This is a genomic window from Aeromonas sp. Lyrl_2 (assembly GCF_051948815.1).
In the GTDB taxonomy this organism is placed as follows: Bacteria; Pseudomonadota; Gammaproteobacteria; order Enterobacterales; family Aeromonadaceae; genus Aeromonas; species Aeromonas veronii.
This window is the reverse complement of record NZ_JAYJLJ010000001.1, coordinates 165496-180703: the sequence shown is the minus strand read 5'-3', so window position 1 is coordinate 180703 and position 15208 is coordinate 165496. Positions and strand designations below refer to the sequence as shown.

Annotated in this window: 16 protein-coding genes and 2 tRNA genes; 13 read left to right on the top strand and 5 right to left on the bottom strand. The window is 56.3% G+C overall.

Features of this window, described 5'->3' with window-relative positions:
* Window positions 1-8: 8 nt before the first annotated feature.
* The 3 genes from dxs to xseB are packed head-to-tail and all read right to left on the bottom strand — an operon-like array spanning window position 9 to window position 3041.
* Window positions 9-1877 carry a 1-deoxy-D-xylulose-5-phosphate synthase gene (gene dxs, locus VF684_RS00870; RefSeq protein ID WP_376898923.1) on the bottom strand — a complete coding sequence of 623 codons (1869 nt, stop codon included), beginning with the start codon at window positions 1875-1877 and terminating at the stop codon, window positions 9-11.
* A gap of 21 nt (window positions 1878-1898) precedes the next feature.
* Window positions 1899-2789 carry a (2E,6E)-farnesyl diphosphate synthase gene (gene ispA / locus VF684_RS00865; protein ID WP_005349523.1) on the bottom strand — a complete coding sequence of 297 codons (891 nt, stop codon included), beginning with the start codon at window positions 2787-2789 and terminating at the stop codon, window positions 1899-1901.
* Window positions 2790-3041 (bottom strand): exodeoxyribonuclease VII small subunit, encoded by a 252-nt coding sequence (xseB, locus tag VF684_RS00860; RefSeq protein WP_005338838.1) that lies wholly within the window; start codon window positions 3039-3041, stop codon window positions 2790-2792.
* Window positions 3042-3252: 211 nt separating this feature from the next.
* On the opposite strand from xseB, the gene pomA reads away from it, so the two are divergent.
* The 3 genes from pomA (at window position 3253) to greA (ending at window position 5546) form a co-directional block, all read left to right on the top strand.
* A complete protein-coding gene (gene pomA, locus VF684_RS00855; RefSeq protein WP_005349525.1) occupies window positions 3253-4011 on the top strand; it encodes a flagellar motor protein PomA in 759 nt (252 codons plus the stop codon).
* An 8-nt stretch (window positions 4012-4019) separates the two neighbouring features.
* Complete coding sequence (locus VF684_RS00850; protein ID WP_005349528.1) at window positions 4020-4913, top strand: flagellar motor protein MotB; 894 nt, start codon at window positions 4020-4022, stop codon at window positions 4911-4913.
* Window positions 4914-5069: 156 nt separating this feature from the next.
* Window positions 5070-5546, top strand: a complete 477-nt coding sequence (gene greA / locus VF684_RS00845; protein ID WP_279489661.1) for a transcription elongation factor GreA — start codon at window positions 5070-5072, stop codon at window positions 5544-5546.
* A gap of 76 nt (window positions 5547-5622) precedes the next feature.
* On the opposite strand, the gene VF684_RS00840 is transcribed toward greA, so the two are convergent.
* Entirely contained in the window at window positions 5623-6204 is a 582-nt protein-coding gene (locus VF684_RS00840) for a PilZ domain-containing protein (protein WP_440173458.1), read from the bottom strand.
* 103 nt (window positions 6205-6307) lie between these two features.
* Window positions 6308-6604 carry a ribosome assembly RNA-binding protein YhbY gene (yhbY, locus tag VF684_RS00835; RefSeq protein ID WP_005338829.1) on the bottom strand — a complete coding sequence of 99 codons (297 nt, stop codon included), beginning with the start codon at window positions 6602-6604 and terminating at the stop codon, window positions 6308-6310.
* A 97-nt stretch (window positions 6605-6701) separates the two neighbouring features.
* On the opposite strand from yhbY, the gene rlmE reads away from it, so the two are divergent.
* The 10 genes from rlmE (at window position 6702) to nusA (ending at window position 15204) form a co-directional block, all read left to right on the top strand.
* Window positions 6702-7331: a 23S rRNA (uridine(2552)-2'-O)-methyltransferase RlmE gene (gene rlmE, locus VF684_RS00830; protein WP_005338828.1), complete on the top strand. Its 630-nt coding sequence runs from the start codon at window positions 6702-6704 to the stop codon at window positions 7329-7331.
* A 45-nt stretch (window positions 7332-7376) separates the two neighbouring features.
* Complete coding sequence (ftsH, locus tag VF684_RS00825; RefSeq protein ID WP_005343537.1) at window positions 7377-9323, top strand: ATP-dependent zinc metalloprotease FtsH; 1947 nt, start codon at window positions 7377-7379, stop codon at window positions 9321-9323.
* Window positions 9324-9382: 59 nt separating this feature from the next.
* A complete protein-coding gene (gene folP, locus VF684_RS00820; protein WP_107682539.1) occupies window positions 9383-10228 on the top strand; it encodes a dihydropteroate synthase in 846 nt (281 codons plus the stop codon).
* Between the two features lie 15 nt (window positions 10229-10243).
* Window positions 10244-11578 carry a phosphoglucosamine mutase gene (glmM, locus tag VF684_RS00815; protein ID WP_005338823.1) on the top strand — a complete coding sequence of 445 codons (1335 nt, stop codon included), beginning with the start codon at window positions 10244-10246 and terminating at the stop codon, window positions 11576-11578.
* A gap of 131 nt (window positions 11579-11709) precedes the next feature.
* The gene (gene tpiA, locus VF684_RS00810) at window positions 11710-12474 is read left to right on the top strand and encodes a triose-phosphate isomerase (protein ID WP_201911529.1); all 765 of its coding nucleotides are present in this window, start codon (window positions 11710-11712) and stop codon (window positions 12472-12474) included.
* Window positions 12475-12801 (top strand): preprotein translocase subunit SecG, encoded by a 327-nt coding sequence (gene secG / locus VF684_RS00805; RefSeq protein WP_005338811.1) that lies wholly within the window; start codon window positions 12475-12477, stop codon window positions 12799-12801.
* Between the two features lie 7 nt (window positions 12802-12808).
* Window positions 12809-12893, top strand: a tRNA-Leu gene (locus tag VF684_RS00800).
* 92 nt (window positions 12894-12985) lie between these two features.
* Window positions 12986-13062: transfer RNA gene (locus VF684_RS00795), tRNA-Met, on the top strand.
* Between the two features lie 166 nt (window positions 13063-13228).
* A complete protein-coding gene (gene rimP, locus VF684_RS00790) occupies window positions 13229-13687 on the top strand; it encodes a ribosome maturation factor RimP (protein ID WP_005338809.1) in 459 nt (152 codons plus the stop codon).
* A gap of 14 nt (window positions 13688-13701) precedes the next feature.
* A complete protein-coding gene (gene nusA / locus VF684_RS00785) occupies window positions 13702-15204 on the top strand; it encodes a transcription termination factor NusA (RefSeq protein ID WP_257725709.1) in 1503 nt (500 codons plus the stop codon).
* Window positions 15205-15208: the final 4 nt, after the last annotated feature.

Genomic DNA, 15208 nt, shown 5'->3' with positions numbered 1-15208 from the left:
GCAGCAGGTCAGGCTTGCAGCCAGCTTTCGATGCTGCGCTGGATGCCTGCATCGTCCAGACCGAGCAGGGCATAGATCTCCTGCTGGGTGCCCTGTTCGACGAAGCGATCCGGCAAGCCAAGGTTGAGCACCGGCTTGCACTGCTTGCTGCGCATCAGCAGTTCGTTCACCGCCGAACCGGCGCCGCCCATGATGGCGTTGTCTTCGATGGTGACGAAGTGATCGTGGCTGGCCGCCAGCGACAGCACCAGCGCCTCATCCATCGGTTTGACAAAGCGCATGTCCACCAGAGTGGCATCCAGTGCTTCGGCGGCCGCTTTCGCGTGGTGCAGCAAGGTGCCAAACGCCAGAATGGCAGTGTCCTTGCCCTCTCGCAGGATACGTCCCTTGCCGAGCTCCAGTGCCTGCATTTCTGACGAGATGGGGGCGTCGCTCAGGCTGCTGCCGCGCGGATAGCGCACTGCGGCAGGGCCCTGATGGAGATAGCCGGTATAGAGCATCTGGCGGCACTCGTTCTCGTCAGATGGCGTCATCACCACCATGTTGGGCACGGTGCGCAGGAAGCTGATGTCGAACGCCCCCTGATGGGTCGGGCCATCGGCGCCCACCAGACCGGCCCGGTCGATGGCGAACAGCACCGGCAGATCTTGCAGCGCCACGTCGTGGATCACCTGATCGTAGGCACGCTGCAGGAAGCTCGAATAGATGGCCACCACCGGCTTCTTGTCGGCGATGGCGAGACCCGCGGCGAAAGTGACCGCATGCTGCTCGGCAATGGCCACATCGAAGTAGCGATCCGGATACTGCTGGCTGAATTTCACCAGCCCCGAGCCTTCGCGCATGGCGGGGGTGATGCCGACCAGCTTTTCGTCTTTGGCGGCCATGTCGCACAGCCATTGGCCAAAGATGGCGGAGAAGGTGGGTTTGGCACCGCTTGCCTTGGGTAAGGAGCAATCGTCAGGATTGAACTTGGGCACAGCGTGATAACCGATGGGGTCTTTCTCCGCCGGCTCGTAACCCTTGCCCTTCTTGGTTTTGACGTGCAGCAGTTGCGGACCCTTGAGGTTGCGCATGTTGCGCAGGGTCTCGACCAGTGCCTCGATATCGTGACCGTCGATGGGGCCGATATAGTTGAAGCCGAACTCCTCGAACAGGGTGCCGGGCACCACCATCCCCTTGAGGTGCTCTTCGGCCCGCTTGGCCAGCTCCTTGACCGGCGGCAGCCCCGCCAGCACCTTCTTGCCGCCTTCGCGGATGGTGGTGTAGAGCTTGCCTGACATGACCCGGGCCAGATGGTTGTTGAGCGCCCCGACATTCTCTGAGATGGACATCTCGTTGTCGTTGAGGATCACCAGCATGTCCTTGTGGACATCGCCGGCGTGGTTGAGCGCTTCAAAGGCCATCCCTGCGGTAATGGCACCGTCACCGATCACCGCCACCACCTTGCGACCCAGCCCTTCACTCTCGGCGGCAACCGCCATACCGAGTGCGGCACCGATGGAGGTGCTGGAGTGGCCGACGGAGAGCACGTCGTACTCGCTCTCGCCACGCCAGGGGAAGGGGTGCAGACCATCCTTTTGCCGGATGGTGTGGATCTGGTCACGGCGCCCGGTCAGGATCTTGTGGGGATAGGCCTGATGGCCCACGTCCCAGATCAGCCGATCGAACGGGGTGTTGTAGACGTAGTGCAGGGCCACGGTCAGTTCGACCGTGCCGAGACCGGAGGCAAAGTGTCCGCTGGAGCGGCTGACAGAGCGCAGCAGATATTCGCGCAGCTCGTTGCACAGCACCGGCAGCCGATCTTTGGGCAAGGAACGCAGCTCGACCGGAGTGTCCGCGAGGGCCAGGTTGGGGAAATTGCTAATATCAACGCTCATATTGTTACTGTTATCCAGCGTTTAGTGGGTTCGCTCGATGATGTAATCGGCAAACGCTTCCAGAATGTCGGTATTGTAGGGCAAGGATTGCAGGGCTGTTAAGGCTTTCCCATGCAGTTCGCGAGCCAGCTCACGGGCATTTTCGAGTCCGAGCAGGGCCGGATAGGTACTTTTCTCCAGCGCCAGGTCAGAACCTTGTGGCTTGCCCAGGGTGGCGGTATCACCTGTGATGTCGAGGATGTCATCCTGCACCTGAAAGGCGAGGCCAATCGCGGCGGCATAGGTTTGCAGTGCAGCCAGCGTGGCGTCATCGACATCGGCTTTGCACAGGGCGCCGAGCGCCACGGCGCATTCAATCAGCGCACCGGTCTTGTGGCGGTGGACCTGCTCCAGTTCGGCGAGCGAGATCTGGCGCCCTTCGGCCTGCAGGTCCAGCGCCTGGCCGCCACACATACCCAGATAGCCGGAGGCGCGGGCGAGGGTACTCAGCATCCGCACCCGGTTGGCCATCAAGGAGTCAGGCATGGGGTGATCGGCGAGAATGGAGAACGCCAGGGTCTGCAGCGCATCACCGGCCAGAATGGCGGTTCCTTCGTCAAACGCCTTGTGAACGGTTGGCTGACCACGACGCAGGTCGTCGTTATCCATGGCGGGCAGGTCATCGTGCAGCAGGGAGTAGGCGTGGATGCACTCCACGGCAGCCGCGGGGCCATCCAGCAGTTCGCTCTTGACGCCCAGCATCTCGCCGACCGCGTAGACCAGAAACGGGCGAACCCGCTTGCCGCCCAGCAGCAGGCCATAACTCATGGCATCGCGCAGGCGTGGCGCCATGGCGGGCAAGGATTCAAGTTGTGCTGACAGACAGTCGTCAATACGCTGACGATGCAGACGGGAAAAATGGTCCAGCGCCACTCACTCCTCTCCTTGTTCTGGCTGGAAGGGGGCGAGCTGATCACTGCCATCGGCTTGACTGAGCAGGATCTGGATCTTCTGTTCGGCCAGCTCCAGCTTCTGCTGACCGGCCCGAACCAGATGAACGCCCTGCTCGAACTGCTTGAGAGCCTCTTCCAGGGGTAGGGAACCTTGTTCCAGCTGATGAACGATGGTTTCCAGCTCTTCCAGAGTGGCATCAAAACTCAGGCGGTCGATTTTTTTACTGGCCATGTCCATCCTCGGGGATTGAAAAAAACGGCTTATATTAACATCGACCGTCCACAGGGGGGAGGCAGAAAAGCATCGCCCCCTCAAACTCTCGCTAAACTGGCCGATAATGAGCCATCATTCTCAGTGGATGTATGCTTGCCGCTAGGGTCGCAATAGCAGAAAATTCAACAAACTATAATTAGGCATAAGAACCGGTGACAGGAGTAGGGACGTGGATCTAGGCAGTCTGATAGGGATAGTGCTGGGTTTCGGGGTGGTGGTGTACGGCATGCTGCTGGGTGGCCCCATGAGCATGTATGTTGATATGCCATCGGTCTACATCACTGTATTGGGCTCAATCTTCATCGCCATGATGAAGTTCAACCTTGGCCAGTTCCTGATGGCATTCAAGGTGGCGGGTAAAGCCTTTATGTACAAGGGCGACAAGCTTGAAGACCTGATTACCAAAGCCGTTGAACTGGCTGACGCGGCTCGCAAAGGGGGCTTTCTTGCGCTGGAGGCCGCAGAGATCCCCAATGCATTTATGAAAAAAGGGATCGATATGCTGGTGGATGGTCACGATGCCGAAGTGGTGCGTGCCGTGATGGAAAAGGATATCGACCTGACAGCCGAGCGCCATGTCATTGCCATCAAGGTCTTCCGTACCCTTGGGGATCTGGGCCCTGCCATGGGGATGATAGGTACGTTGGTGGGTCTGGTGGCCATGTTGGCCAACATGAGTGACCCCAAGTCGATCGGGCCGGCGATGGCGGTGGCCTTGCTTACCACCCTGTACGGTGCGATAGAGGCCAATATGTTGGCGATCCCGATTGCCGACAAGCTGGAGCTGCGCAGCGGGGAGGAGAAGCTCAGTCGTACCCTGATCCTTGATGCCATTATGGGGATTCAGGATGGCCAGAACCCGCGGGTGATCCAGTCCATGCTGCAAAACTATCTGAACCAGTCCAAACGTAATACTGGCACCGAATAGGGGGCGCTATGTCTGATTGCAAGTGCCCACCACCAGGTCTCCCTGGTTACATGGGAACCTTTGCCGACCTGATGTCGCTGCTGATGTGCTTCTTCGTGCTGTTGCTCTCCTTTGCCGAGATGGATGTGCAGAAGTTCAAGCAGATAGCCGGTTCCATGGACAAGGCATTCGGGGTACAGAACATCCTTGAGGTGAAAGATATTCCCAAGGGAACCTCGGTGATTGCCCAGGAGTTCAGGCCCGGTCGCCCGGAACCCACGCCGATTGATACCGTGATGCAGCAGACCATCGACCTGACCCAGACCGAACTGGAGTTTCTGCCCGGCGAGTCGGATCAGGCAGGTGGTCAGGACAAGAGTGATGGCAAACAGACGGGGGGCGATACCGCGCAGGATGCGAAGAAGGCGCAAGAACAGTCCAATACCCTGGCCAAAGCCCTCGCCGAGCAGATGAAAGATCAGATCCAGGACGGTGCCATCGAAATTGAGGCGCTGGGCCAGCAGATCATCATCCGGATCAGGGAAAAAGCGTCGTTCCCGGCGGGTTCGGCATTTCTGCAGCCCCAGTTCTGGCCGGTCATTCGCAAGGTAGCGACCCTGCTCAAGGATGTGCCGGGTGAAATCACCATCTCCGGTCACACCGACAACGTGGCGACCGAAGATGAGCTGTTCCAATCCAACTGGGAGTTGTCGTCGCAACGGGCGGTGGCGGTGGCGCACCAGATGCTGAAGGTCCCCGGTTTTGATCAGGGTCGACTGGTGGTGCAGGGGATGGCGGATTCCCAGCCATTGGTGCCCAATACCACCCCGGAAAATCGTCGGATGAACCGGCGGGTGGAGATCGCCATCATGCAGGGCAAACCGACCGTTTCGGCCCCCATTTCCGTACCGGAAGGGAAGTAAGCGAGGGGAATGTCGATGACGCAAGTGGGATCTGCATCAGGGGGCTGACGTGGATTTTGTGTTGGCTTCATATTAAGATGCCTCATCCGAACCGATTGCTGCGGCCTCCTTGCAGATGGCCGCAGTTTCTATTTTCAAGCAACCCAGGTTTCGACTATGAATCATACTCCGATGACTGTTCGCGGCGCTGAGAAGCTGCGCGAAGAGCTCGATTATCTCAAGACCGAGCTTCGTCCCCAGATTATCGAAGCGATTGCCGATGCCCGCGAGCACGGTGATCTGAAGGAAAACGCCGAATACCATGCCGCTCGCGAGCAGCAGGGGTTCTGTGAAGGCCGCATTCAGGAGATTGAAGCCAAGCTCTCCAATGCGCAGGTGATCGATGTCACCAAGATGACCAACAACGGTCGCGTGATTTTTGGCGCGACGGTGACTCTGCTCAAGAGCGAGACAGAGGAAGAGGTGGTCTACCGAATCGTGGGTGATGATGAGGCTGATATCAAACAGAACCTCATCTCTGTCAACTCCCCCATTGCCCGCGCCCTGATTGGCAAGGAAGTGGACGATATTGCAATCGTCAAGACCCCTGCTGGCGATGTGGAATACGAAGTGCTGGAAGTCGCTTATATCTAAGCGAATGCTACAGACAATGAAACAGGGGGGCTTGCGCTCCCCTGTTTGTATTTATCTATGTGATTATTGATAAAAATCAGGACAGATACGCCTCGGTAAAGGCGTCCTGATGGCGCTGAAACAACCAGTGGCGCAGCCGTTCGATGTTGTTTTCGCTTATCTGAAAGCTCAGTGCCCAGGTGGCATGGTCGGCATTGGCTTTGATGCGCCTTACCAGTCGTCCCTGCAGTGGAAGAGGGTCCTCTTGCTCGATGCAGAGCTCGCCGTTGATAGGGGTATCGGCCACCATGTCGATTGGCAAATTTTCCACGATGAGGCCGTTGAGGGAGAGGCTGAGTACCTGAAACAGGCCCAGTTCGCTGCATAGCTTGGCTTTTTGGGTGAGACGCCAGGCGCGCGGTTGGGCAAACCCCAGCTCCCTGATGACCGGTGCAGATAAGCGGGGCTCGACGAAGCCATCTTCCCCTTGGGTAAAGCTCAGGGGAAAACGCAGCTGATGGCCAGCGAAGCGGGCTTCGAGTACAAGGTGTTCGGCTTTTTGCAGCAAGCCAAGCATGGGGGCATCGAGGTGACCACTCAGAACATGGGTGTCCTGATTGCTCCCCAAGTCCCGCAGCATGGCCAGCTCATCGTCGGTCAGAATAGGATGGTGAGCCATAATGCGTGTCCGGAAGTATTCATCGCAGGTTAAGGGCTTTGCGACTACTTTGGCAAGCGACTCGGGAAGAAGTGGAATAAGGAAAGAGCGATGCTCTTTCCTTTTACTTGCGGGGCAGTTGGATTTTGGGTTCGTTGGCTTGACGATAAATGGTCAGCACATGGCCCATGCTTTGCACCTTGATTGAACCGGTTTCACGGACGATAGCATCCATAACCAGTTGTTTCATTTCGCGATCTTCAGAGGCAACCTTAACCTTGATCAGCTCGTGATGGTTCAGTGCCAGATCGATCTCGGCCAGTACACCTTCGGTCAGACCATGCTGACCCAGCAGGACGACAGGCTTGAGGCTATGGGCAAGGCCCTTGAGGTACTGTTTCTGTTTATTGTTGAGAATCATCGCAATTTCTTCATAAGTCAGGGTTGAAAGGGGCGTATTCTACCCCCACTTAGCCCTTAATACTAATAACCCTTGTGGTTTTTTAAAGTCGATTATCATGACCCAGAAAAAACGTTCCCCCAGTTCAACTCGCTGGTTAAAAGAACATTTCGACGATCAATACGTCAAAAAAGCCCAGAAAATGGGCCTGCGTTCTCGTGCTGTTTTCAAGATTGACGAGATCCAGGGCAAGGATCGCTTGCTGAAACATGGCATGACCGTAGTGGATTTGGGAGCTGCCCCCGGTGGTTGGTCCCAGTTTGCGGTTGAACAGGTTGGTGATTCGGGTCGCGTCATCGCATGTGACATTTTGCCGATGGATCCGATTGCTGGTGTCGATTTCCTGCAAGGGGACTTTCGGGAGGAAACTGTACTCGGCGCCTTGCTGGAGCGAGTGGGTCCCGACAAGGTCGATGTCGTGATGTCTGATATGGCGCCCAACATGAGCGGTACCCAGCAGGTGGATCAGGCTCGCGCCATGTATCTGGTCGAGCTGGCACTGGACATGTGCAATCAGGTATTGCGTAGTGACGGCAGTTTCGTAGTGAAGGTGTTTCAGGGAGAGGGCTTTGATGCCTATCTCAATGAAATTCGTAAACTTTTCTCCGCTGTCAAAATTCGTAAACCAGACTCATCCCGCGCCAGATCACGGGAAGTCTACATTGTGGCTACCGGTTTTAAACTGTAGTACCCTAACCTTCATCGTTAACTGTCAGTCTGCGAGGTTACTGATTTGAGTGACATGGCGAAAAACTTAATCCTGTGGCTGGTCATCGCCGTCGTTTTGATGTCGGTGTTCAATAGCTTCAGCCCCAGCGATACCACCAGTCGCCAGCTGGACTATTCCAGCTTCGTTAAAGAGGTGACCCAAGAGCAGATCCGTGAAGTGCGGATGGACGGTAAGGTCATTAATGGCGTCAAGCGTACTGGTGAACGATTCACCACCATCATCCCGGCGCCGGATCCCCAGCTGCTCAACGACATGCTCAATCACAATGTCAAAGTGATGGGTGAGAAGCCGGAAGAGCCGTCTCTGTTGACCTCTATCTTCATCTCCTGGTTCCCGATGCTGCTGCTGATCGGTGTCTGGGTCTTCTTCATGCGTCAGATGCAGGGTGGCGGTGGCAAAGGTGCCATGTCGTTCGGCAAGAGCAAGGCTCGCCTGATGAGCGAAGATCAGATCAAGACTACCTTTGCTGACGTTGCAGGTTGTGATGAAGCCAAGGAAGAGGTGAAGGAGCTGGTCGACTATCTGCGCGACCCGAGCAAATTCCAGAAACTGGGTGGCAAGATCCCGACCGGTGTGCTGCTGGTTGGTCCTCCCGGTACCGGTAAGACCTTGCTGGCCAAGGCTATTGCGGGCGAGGCCAAGGTGCCGTTCTTCACCATCTCAGGTTCCGATTTCGTGGAGATGTTCGTCGGTGTCGGTGCCTCTCGGGTGCGTGATATGTTCGAACAGGCCAAGAAATCCTCCCCCTGCATCATCTTCATCGATGAAATTGATGCGGTCGGTCGCCAGCGTGGCGCCGGTCTGGGCGGTGGTCACGATGAACGTGAGCAGACCCTTAACCAGATGCTGGTCGAGATGGATGGTTTTGAAGGCAACGAAGGCATCATCGTCATTGCTGCCACTAACCGTCCTGACGTACTGGATCCGGCACTGCTGCGTCCGGGCCGTTTCGACCGTCAGGTGGTGGTCGGTCTGCCGGATGTCCGTGGTCGCGAGCAGATCCTGAAAGTGCACATGCGCAAAGTTCCGTTGGCGGATGACGTCAATCCGGCACTGATTGCCCGTGGTACCCCCGGTTTCTCCGGTGCGGATTTGGCGAACCTGGTCAACGAAGCTGCCCTCTTCTCTGCCCGTGAGAGCCGCCGAGTGGTCTCCATGGCCGAGTTCGAGAAGGCCAAGGACAAGATCATGATGGGTGCGGAACGTCGCTCCATGGTGATGAAAGAGTCCGAGAAGGAGATGACGGCGTATCACGAAGCCGGTCACGCCATCATTGGTCGTCTGGTTCCGGATCATGACCCGGTTTACAAGGTCTCCATCATTCCGCGTGGTCGTGCGCTGGGTGTGACCATGTATCTGCCGGAGCAGGATCGCTGGAGCCACTCCAAGCAGCATCTGGAGTCGATGATCTCCAGTCTCTATGGCGGTCGTCTGGCAGAAGAGCTGATCTACGGTGCCGAGAAGGTATCGACTGGTGCATCCAACGATATCGAGCGTGCCACCGACATCGCCCGCAAGATGGTGACCCAGTGGGGTATGTCCGAGCGTCTCGGCCCAATGCTCTACGCGGAAGAAGATGGTGAGGTGTTCCTCGGTCGCAGCATGGCCAAGGCCAAGCACATGTCCGACGATACCGCGCGTGTCATCGATGCCGAGGTCAAGCAGGTCATCGACCGCAACTACGCCCGTTCCAAGCAGATCCTGCTGGATAACATGGACGTGTTGCACAGCATGAAAGATGCGCTGATGAAGTACGAGACCATCGACGCCAAACAGATCGATGATCTGATGGCGCGTCGCGAGGTGCGTGCTCCGAGCAACTGGCATGACGAGCACGGTGATACCCCGCAAGGCGGTTCCACCGTGGCTGCCGAGGCCAAGCCTGCCGATGAGGCTGCACCGGTGGCGGATGTCACTATCGACAAAGCCAACGACGCTCCGGCCAAATAATCGTGACTATCCAAACCCCGGGCTTGCCCGGGGTTTTTCTTTATCAGATGGATGTGAAAATGCAGTTAACCAGCAAGGGGCTCAGCCTCTCCCTCGATCGTCCCCATGTGATGGGGATCCTCAATGTGACGCCCGACTCCTTCTCCGATGGCGGTAATTTCAACCAGTTTGAACGGGCAATGGCCCATGCGCGCCAGATGGTCTCTGACGGTGCGACCCTCATCGACATCGGTGGCGAGTCAACCCGCCCTGGTGCGCCCGATGTGAGCGAGCAGGAGGAGCTGGACAGGGTCATTCCTGTCGTAGAGCAGATGGCCCGTGAGCTGGATGTGATGATCTCCCTCGATACCTCCAAAGCTGCTGTGATGCGGGAGGGTTGCAAGGCGGGTGCCCATCTGATCAACGATGTGCGGGCACTGCAAGAACCTGGAGCACTGCAAGCCGCGGCCGAAGCTGCTGTTCCTGTCTGCCTGATGCACATGCAAGGTCAGCCGCGAACCATGCAGGTCGAGCCGCACTATGACGACCTGATCGGGGAGGTACGCGCCTTCTTTGATGAGCGTATTGCGGCTTGCCTGGCGGTCGGGATCCGTCGTGAAGAGCTGTTGCTGGATCCGGGATATGGCTTTGGCAAGACCCTTGCACACAACTATCAGCTGTTGGCGGCTCAACAGGAGTTGCTTGATTATGGCTTGCCGCTATTGGTGGGGATGTCGCGAAAGTCTATGATAGGCAACTTGCTGGGCCGTCCGGTGGATGAGCGTCTGGCGGGCAGTCTGGCATGCGCCCTTATCGGTATGCAGCATGGGGCTCGCATCATCAGGGTACACGATGTAAGGGAGACCATCGACGCATTGCGCGTCGGTTGGCTGGCAATGACGGGACAAGATTTTATTTCCAGATAATAAAGAGAACAGACAATGGCAAGAAAGTATTTCGGTACCGATGGTGTGCGTGGCAAGGTTGGCGAATACCCGATCACTCCTGATTTTGTAATGAAATTGGGTTGGGCTGCCGGCAAGGTGCTCTCCAAGAAGGGCACCAAAAAGGTGCTGATTGGAAAAGATACCCGCATCTCCGGTTACATGCTGGAATCCGCGCTGGAAGCGGGGCTCTCTGCGGCAGGCCTCAAGGCCATTCTGATGGGTCCCATGCCCACGCCGGCGGTTGCCTACCTGACTCGCACTTTCCGTGCCGAAGCTGGCATCGTCATCAGCGCTTCCCACAACCCCTTCTATGACAACGGCATCAAGTTCTTCTCCGCCGATGGCACCAAGCTGCCTGATGATGTCGAGCTGGCTATCGAAGCCGAGCTGGATCACGAGCTCAAGTGTGTCGAGTCGGCCGAACTTGGCAAAGCGGTGCGCATTGATGATGCCGCCGGTCGCTATATCGAATTCTGCAAGAGCACCTTCCCCTCCCACATGAATCTGGATGGGGTGAAAATGGTGGTCGACTGTGGCCACGGCGCCACTTACCACATTGCGCCGTCGGTTTTCCGCGAACTGGGTGCCGAAGTGATCACCATGGGCTGTGCCCCGGATGGTCTCAACATCAACGATGGTGTCGGTTCGACTGCACCTGACGCTCTGGTGGCCAAGGTGCTGGAGTGCAAGGCCGATCTGGGGGTTGCCTTTGATGGTGATGGTGATCGTCTGATCATGGTTGACCATACCGGCTATCTCATCGACGGTGATGAAGTGCTCTATATCATCGCGCGCGATGCCCTGCGCAATGGTCGCCTCAAAGGCGGTGTCGTCGGCACCCTGATGGCCAACATGGGTCTGGAGCTGGCGCTGCAAACCCTGGGCATTCCGTTTGCCCGTGCCAAAGTGGGTGACCGCTATGTGCTGGAGATGATGGAAGAGAAGGGCTGGCGTATCGGTGGCGAGAACTCCGGCCACATAATCTGTCTGGATCAGACCACTACGGGTGATGGCATCGTAGCCGCCTTGCAGGTGCTTACCGCCATGCGCAGTGCCGAGATGCCGCTGGCCAAGCTGCGCTCCGGCATGAGCAAGTTCCCGCAAGTGCTGGTGAATGTTCGTTTTGCCGAAGGCAAGGATCCGCTGGCCGCTGATGCTGTCATGGCTGAGGTTGCCAAGGTGGAACAGGAGCTGGCTGGTCGTGGTCGCGTACTGTTGCGTAAATCAGGTACCGAACCGCTGATCCGGGTCATGGTCGAAGGGGAGCATGAACAGCAGGTGCGTGACATGGCTCAGCGCATCGCCAAGCAGGTTGAGTCGGCGTTTTAATGAACACCCAGGGCGGCTTTTTAGCCATCCTGGTTGTATCTTGTTCAAACGATTCAAAAATTTAAAAATAGCACTTGTCAGCTGAGCATCCACTGGATATTATCAGCCCCGCTTTCGCAAGGGAGTTGCCGATGGGACATCGCAAGCCGTTTGTAGCAGCAAACTGGAAGTTGCACGGTAGTAGGTCGCAGTTAGAGCAGTTTACGAGTCAGTGCCTGAACGGCGTTGACGGAAAAGTAGATGTGGTTCTCTGTCCTTCCCATGTGCATCTCGACTTTAGCGCTTCACTGCTCAATGAGCAGAAGGTAATAAAGTTGGGGGCTCAGAATGTGAGTCAGCACGCTACTGGCGCTTACACCGGAGAAATCTCGTGTCAGATGCTGGTTGAGGCAGGGTGTCGTTACGTATTGGTAGGGCACTCCGAGCGCAGGCGTCTCTTTGGTGAGACCAGTTTTATCGTCGCAGAGAAGTTTGCGGCAGCCAGAACGGCAGGCTTGATTCCCATCCTCTGTTTAGGTGAATCAGGTGCGGCGAGGCAGGCGAGAAGAGCCTTCGAGGTGATCGCTGAAGAGCTGGATATCGTCATAGAGAAAAATGGCGCGATGGCTTTCGATAATGCTATCATCGCCTACGAGCCGATTTGGGCTGTAGGTACAGGTAAATGCGCCACACCCGAGCAGGCACAAGAGGTTCATTCCTTTATACGTGGTCGCTTGGCGGAGGATACTCCGGTAATAGGTGAGAAAGTTAGAATCATCTATGGTGGGAGCGTAACGCCGAGCAACGCGAGAGATTTGTTTGCACAGCCCGACATTGATGGCGGACTGATTGGCGGAGCAAGCCTCGATAGCGATGCGTTTTTAGGAATTGTTGAAGCGGCAAAGGGTGCAAGTTAAATGTACGAGATTCTTTTAGTCGTTTATCTGCTGGTTTCACTGGCTCTGATTGGTCTGGTGATGATTCAGCAAGGTAAAGGGGCTGATATGGGCGCCTCCTTCGGCGCAGGGGCATCGAACACAGTATTCGGATCCGGTGGTTCAGGCAGTTTCCTGACCCGAACAACAGCAATTTTGGCTACTCTGTTTTTCGTTATCAGCCTGGTGCTTGGATCTATGTCCAGCAACAAGGTAAAGCAGGGTAGTGAGTGGGAAAATCTGCAACAAACCCAACAGGTTGAGCAGACCAAAGCGCCAGTGAAGAAAGATACTGACGTTCCCGAGTAAGAGTTTTGCCGTGGTGGTGGAATTGGTAGACACGCTATCTTGAGGGGGTAGTGCTCTAGGGTGTGCGGGTTCGAGTCCCGCCCACGGCACCAATTAAGCAGTGAGCTCGGGAAACCGAGTGTATTATAGCCAGTCAGTCTTGTATCGAGAGAGTGAAGTGGCTATAATCTCGCACGATTTCGGACGCGGGGTGGAGCAGCATGGTAGCTCGTCGGGCTCATAACCCGAAGGTCGTCGGTTCAAATCCGGCCCCCGCAACCAAATTTCACGCATTTCCTACGCTCAGGAAGGCGGTCGCTGCGAGGCGACAATCAGGGTAAAGCGCCAAGCCCCGATTTGACATCGGGGCTTTTTGTTATGTGCAATTTACTCTGAATCGATATCTATCTGGGCTTTATGCCCTTTTTTTGTTTTTCGGAGGGTGACTTTGGCTACGTTGGAACAACGTTTGACCGATCTGCTCGAGGCTCCGGTCGTTGCCTTGGGTTTTGAACTTTGGGGTATTGAGTTTATCCGTGCGGGTAAACACTCCACCTTGCGTGTCTATATCGACGGCGAGCAGGGTGTGACTGTCGAGAACTGTGCTGAAGTCAGCCATCAGGTTGGCGCCATCATGGACGTCGAAGATCCCATCACCGAGGAGTACTACCTCGAGGTGTCCTCCCCAGGCCTGGATCGTCCCCTGTTCAAGGTTGCCCATTTCGAAAAATACGTTGGCCAAGAGGCGGCGGTAACGCTTCGGATGGCAACAAACAACCGCCGCAAGTTCAAAGGCGTAATCAAAGCTGTGCAAGGCGACATGATCACCCTGACAGTAGATGGTAAGGACGACGTGTTGGCTTTCACCAATATCCAAAAAGCGAACATAGTGCCGAACTTTGGTTAACGAGGCTATCGGATATGAATAAAGAGATTTTGCTGGTCGTTGACGCAGTATCCAACGAGAAAGCGGTACCCCGCGAGAAGATCTTCCAGGCTCTGGAAACCGCGCTGGCGACTGCGACCAAGAAGAAATATGAAGGCGAGATTGAAGTTCGGGTCGAAATCGATCGCAAGACCGGTGACTACGACACTTATCGCCGCTGGGTAGTCATTGCGGATCAAGCCGCGATGGAGAACCCCTATGCTGAAATCACCCTGGAAGCGGCACAGATTGATCAGCCCGATATCCAGATCGGTGAGTATGTTGAAGACCAGATCGACTCTGTGACCTTCGACCGTATCACTACCCAGACCGCCAAGCAGGTTATTGTGCAGAAAGTGCGCGAAGCCGAGCGTTCACAAGTAGTTGATCAGTTTAAAGATAAAGAAGGCACCATCATCAGTGGTGTAGTCAAGAAGAGCAACCGCGACAACGTCATCCTGGATCTGGGCAGCAATGCTGAAGCCGTGATCTTCCGTGATGACATGCTGCCGCGTGAAACCTTCCGCCCGGGCGATCGTGTCCGTGGCCTGCTGTATGCCGTGCGTCCGGAAGCCCGCGGTTCCCAGCTGTTTGTCAGCCGTTCCAGCCCGGACTTCCTGAAAGAGCTGTTCCGTATCGAAGTACCGGAGATCGGTGAAGAGATGATTGAAATCATGGGCGCTGCCCGTGATCCGGGTTCCCGCGCCAAGATCGCGGTGAAGACCAACGATCGTCGTATCGACCCGATCGGTGCCTGTATCGGTATGCGTGGTGCCCGTGTGCAAGCTGTCTCCGCCGAGCTGAGCGGTGAGCGTGCAGACATCGTGCTGTACGATGACAACCCGGCCCAGTACGTGATCAATGCCATGGCACCTGCCGATGTGGCTTCCATCATCGTTGATGAAGACAACCACACCATGGATATCGCCGTGGAAGCTGCCAACCTGGCTCAGGCCATCGGTCGCAATGGTCAGAACGTGCGTCTGGCCTCCCAGCTGACCGGTTGGGAGCTGAACGTGATGACCGTTGAGGACATGCGTGCCAAGCACCAGGCTGAAAACGACCGCATCATGAACCTGTTCACCAGCACCCTGGACATCGACGACGATTTCGCCGGTCTGCTGATGGACGAGGGCTTCTCTACCCTGGAAGAGATCGCCTTTGTACCGGTCAACGAGCTGCTGGCTATCGACGGTCTGGATGAAGACATGGTCGAAGAGCTGCGCAAGCGCGCCAAAGATGCCCTGACTACCAAGGCTCTGGCCAAAGAAGAGTCTTTCGATGGCGTTGAGCCGTCCGAAGAGCTGCTCAATCTGAACGGTCTGAGCCGCGAACTGGCTTACGCTCTGGCGGGCCGTGGCGTGGGCACCCTGGAAGATTTGGCTGAGCAAGGTATCGATGACCTTGCTGATATTGAAGGGCTGACTGCCGAGAAGGCAGGTGAGCTCATTATGGCTGCTCGCAATATCTGTTGGTTCGGAGAAGAGCAGTCCGAGTAAGATC